Here is a 3,440-nt window from a genome sequence, read left to right as displayed (position 1 = left end):
GATGTCGCGCCGCTTGGCCACCCGGACCAGGATCTCGGCGGCCCGGACCGGGTCGCCCGCGGCGCCGTCGCCCCCCTGCCGCAGCCGCCTGTTCACGGCGCCGACCGTCTCGTCGTAGGCCTCCGGGACGTCGTGGACGACCATCGAGGAGCCGGCCCAGTCGGTGCGGAAGCCGCTGGGTTCGACCACCAGCACCCGCACGCCGAACGGCGCGGTCTCGGCGCGCAGCACCCGACTGAACCCGTCGATGGCGAACTTCGCCGCCTGGTACGAGGCGATGCCCGGGGATCCGCCGACCCGGCCGCCCATCGAGGAGAACTGCACGACCAGACCGCCCTTCTGCTCGCGCAGCAGCGGGAGCGCGGCCTTGGTGACGTGGTAGACGCCCCAGAAGTTGGTTTCGAATTGGGCGCGGAAGTCGGCGTCCTCGGTGGTCTCGATCGGCGAGACGTTGGCGTATCCGGCGTTGTTCACCAGCACGTCGATCCGGCCGAAGGCGGCGTGCGCCTCGGCGAGGGCGGCCCGGGCGGCCGCCGGGTCGGTGACATCCAGCGCGATCGGGCGGATCCGGTCGCCGAACTCCTCGGCGAGGTCGGCGAGTTGCTCGGGGCGGCGGGCGGTCGCGGCCACCCGGTCGCCGGCTTCGAGCGCGGCGCGGACGAGGGCGCGACCGAAGCCGCGCGAGCTGCCGGTGATGAACCAGGTCTGTTCCGTGTTCTGCTCCATGCCATCTAGTAAAACACCGTTGCATTATTAGCGCAACGGTGTTGCGGTATTACGGCAACGGTGTTGCCCTACCATGGGCGGGTGGATGCAGCATCGGAGTTCCAGCGCGCACGCTCGCCCGAGGCCAAACGCCGGCGCGAGGCCGCGATCCTGGCCGCGGCCCGCTCGCTCGGCCACGAGCACGGCATCAGGGACGTCACCCTGACCGACATCGCCGCCGCGGTGGGAATGCACAAGTCGGCGCTGCTGCGGTACTTCGAGACCCGCGAGGAAATCTTCCTGCGGCTCACCGCCGAGGGCTGGGCGGAGTGGTCGGACGCGCTGACCGCGCGGCTGCGGGAGAGCGCGGAGCCGGGCCCGGCCGCCGTGGCGCGGGCCTTCGCCACCACGCTCGCCGCCCGCGGGATGTTCTGCGACCTGCTCGCCCACGCCCCGCTCAACCTCGAACGCAACGTCTCGCCCGACGCGGTGCGCGACTTCAAGCTCGCCACGCTCGCCGCCCGCGAACCGATCGGCGCGGCCGTCCGCGAACAACTGCCCGCACTGGACGACCAGGACGTCACCGACCTGATCGCCACCGCCGTCTCCCTCGCCGGGGCCATGTGGCAGATCGCGAACCCGGGCGCCGAGGTCGCCGCCCTCTACCGCACCGACCCCCGGCTGGCGCACGCCGTCATCGAGGTCGAACCCCGGCTCGCCCGCATCCTGACCGCCACCGCCACCGGGCTGGCCGCCGGCCGGGCCGAGCCGCGCGGCTGACCCGCCCGCCCGGACCGTTCGGCCCGCGCCAACTCCCGTTCCGGTGCACTCGGATGGATCATCTGACGTGCCGCACAAGGGATTTGACCCTAGGTTCCGGTGCCAGGGGGTCAACCGAGCGGAAGGCTGTTTCTGGCATGGCTGGCAAATTCGAGCTGTACGTGGACGAGGGCGGCATGCACCGGTTCCGACTCAAGGCGAGCAACGGGGCGATCGTGGTGACCGGCGACCCGCAGGAGAGCAAGGACGACTGCCTGAGGAGCATCGAGTCGATCCGCAAGCTCGCGCCGTACGCGGAGCTCAAGGAGACCGCCGGGTCCGTGTGACCGGACGCGAACCGCGCCGCGGGTCGGCAGTGCAAATCGCCGACCCGCGTTCTCCTCTACGACAGATCCCTTTGGCCGGGTGCACGCCGGACGCGGACAGAACACTGGCATGCGCGTCGCCATCGTCACCGAATCCTTCCCGCCCGAGGTCAACGGAGTCGCCCACAGCGTGCTGCGGACGGCCGAGCACCTGGTCCGCCGGGGCCACCGGCCCCTCGTCGTCACCCCCGCACCGGCGCGGGGCGCCGAATGCCCGCCGGAGACCTTCGGCGGCACCCCGGCGGGCGAGATTCCCGTGGTGTGCATCCCGTCCGTCCCGCTGCCGGGATACCCGCAGGTGCGGATCGCCCTGCCCAGCCGGCAACTGTCGGCCGCGATCGCCGGGCACCGTCCGGACATCGTCCACCTGGCCAGCCCCTTCGTGCTCGGCGCGCGCGGGATGCAGGTCGCGGCGCGGCTCGGGGTGCCCGCCGTGGCCGTCTACCAGACCGACCTGGCCGGCTACGCCCACGCCTACCGGGCCGGGCGGGGGCTCGGGGAGGCCGCCGCCTGGCGGCGGATCCGGGCCGTGCACCGGGCCGCCGCCCGCACCCTGGCGCCCTCCACCCCCGCCGCCCAGGACCTGACCGCGCACGGGGTGCCGCGGGTGCAGCTGTGGCCGCGCGGGGTGGACTCGGTGCGGTTCCACCCCCGGCACCGGGACGAGGCGCTGCACCGGGCGCTCGCCCCCGGCGGGGAGGTGCTGGTCGGGTACGTCGGACGGCTGGCCCCGGAGAAGCGGGTCGACCTGCTGGCCGCGGCCTCGGCACTGCCCGGAGTACGGGTGGTGGTCGTCGGGGACGGCCCCTCGGCGCCCGGGCTGAAGGCCTCGATGCCGGGCGCGGTGTTCCTCGGCCGGCGCACCGGTGACGAACTGGCCCGCTGCTTCGCGACCCTGGACGTCTTCGTGCACACCGGCCCGCTGGAGACCTTCTGCCAGACCATCCAGGAGGCGATGGCCAGCGGCGTACCGGTGATCGGCCCAGCGGCGGGCGGACCACTGGACCTCGTCGCCCACCACCGCACCGGCCTGCTGGTACCGCCCCGGGACGGCACGGCGGTGGCCCGCGCGGTGGCCGAGCTCGCCGCCGACCCGGCGCGGCGGGCCGGGTACGGGCAGGCCGGCCGGGCCGAGGTGACCGCACGCACCTGGGAGGCGGTCGGGGACCTGCTGCTGCGGCACTACGCCGAGGTGCTGGCGGAACACCGCGGGCTGCCGATGCCGGCCGCCGCCCCCGCGCCGGTCGAACCGGTGGCGCCCGTCCTGCCGGAGGAGCTGCCGGCATGACCCCCGTTCCCGACGGCAGCGCACGGACGACCGGCGGGGCTCGGCCGACCGCCGGGGCTTCTCGGCCTACCGCCGGGGCGCCCAGGGCCGACGACGCGCCGAGGGCGGACCACGCGCCCAGGGCCGACGAGGCGCTGACGATCGTCCGGCTGGCCAACTTCGTCACCCCGGTCTCCGGCGGCCTGCGCACCGCGCTGCGCCACCTCGGCGCCGGGTACCGGGCGGCCGGGCACCGTCCGGTGCTGATCGTCCCCGGGGAGCGGCGCTCCGAGGAGGAGACCGAGCAGGGGGTGGTCGTCACC

4 protein-coding genes and 1 pseudogene are annotated in these 3,440 nt (G+C 74.4%); 4 read left to right on the top strand and 1 reads right to left on the bottom strand.

Annotated elements, in window-relative coordinates; all coding sequences use genetic code 11:
• Positions 1-726: SDR family NAD(P)-dependent oxidoreductase (locus tag ACIQOV_RS33350; protein WP_401054493.1), on the bottom strand; the 726-nt coding region annotated here is incomplete at its 3' end.
• Between the two features lie 81 nt (positions 727-807).
• Between ACIQOV_RS33350 and ACIQOV_RS33345 the strand changes: the two genes are divergently transcribed.
• The 4 genes and pseudogenes from ACIQOV_RS33345 to ACIQOV_RS33330 form a co-directional block, all read left to right on the top strand.
• Positions 808-1,485: a TetR family transcriptional regulator gene (locus ACIQOV_RS33345; protein ID WP_401054492.1), complete on the top strand. Its 678-nt coding sequence runs from the start codon at positions 808-810 to the stop codon at positions 1,483-1,485.
• Positions 1,486-1,622: 137 nt separating this feature from the next.
• Positions 1,623-1,811 (top strand): DUF1508 domain-containing protein, encoded by a 189-nt coding sequence (locus ACIQOV_RS33340; RefSeq protein WP_359898239.1) that lies wholly within the window; start codon positions 1,623-1,625, stop codon positions 1,809-1,811.
• A gap of 109 nt (positions 1,812-1,920) precedes the next feature.
• A complete protein-coding gene (locus ACIQOV_RS33335; RefSeq protein ID WP_401054491.1) occupies positions 1,921-3,138 on the top strand; it encodes a glycosyltransferase family 4 protein in 1,218 nt (405 codons plus the stop codon).
• Positions 3,135-3,440: pseudogene (locus tag ACIQOV_RS33330) on the top strand (glycosyltransferase family 1 protein); the annotation flags it as partial. The gene ACIQOV_RS33335 and the pseudogene ACIQOV_RS33330, both read left to right, overlap by 4 nt.

It is taken from the genome of Kitasatospora sp. NPDC091257 (genome assembly GCF_044757675.1).
In the GTDB taxonomy this organism is placed as follows: domain Bacteria; phylum Actinomycetota; class Actinomycetes; order Streptomycetales; family Streptomycetaceae; genus Kitasatospora; species Kitasatospora lactacystinica.
This window is presented reverse-complemented; position numbering and strand designations above follow the sequence as displayed.

Excerpts from the sequence above, each read along its gene's own strand:
- ACIQOV_RS33335 (WP_401054491.1), top strand. The coding sequence starts at position 1,921 with ATGCGCGTCGCCATCGTCACCGAATCCTTCCCGCCCGAGGTCAACGGA.
- ACIQOV_RS33340 (WP_359898239.1), top strand. The coding sequence starts at position 1,623 with ATGGCTGGCAAATTCGAGCTGTACGTGGACGAGGGCGGCATGCACCGG.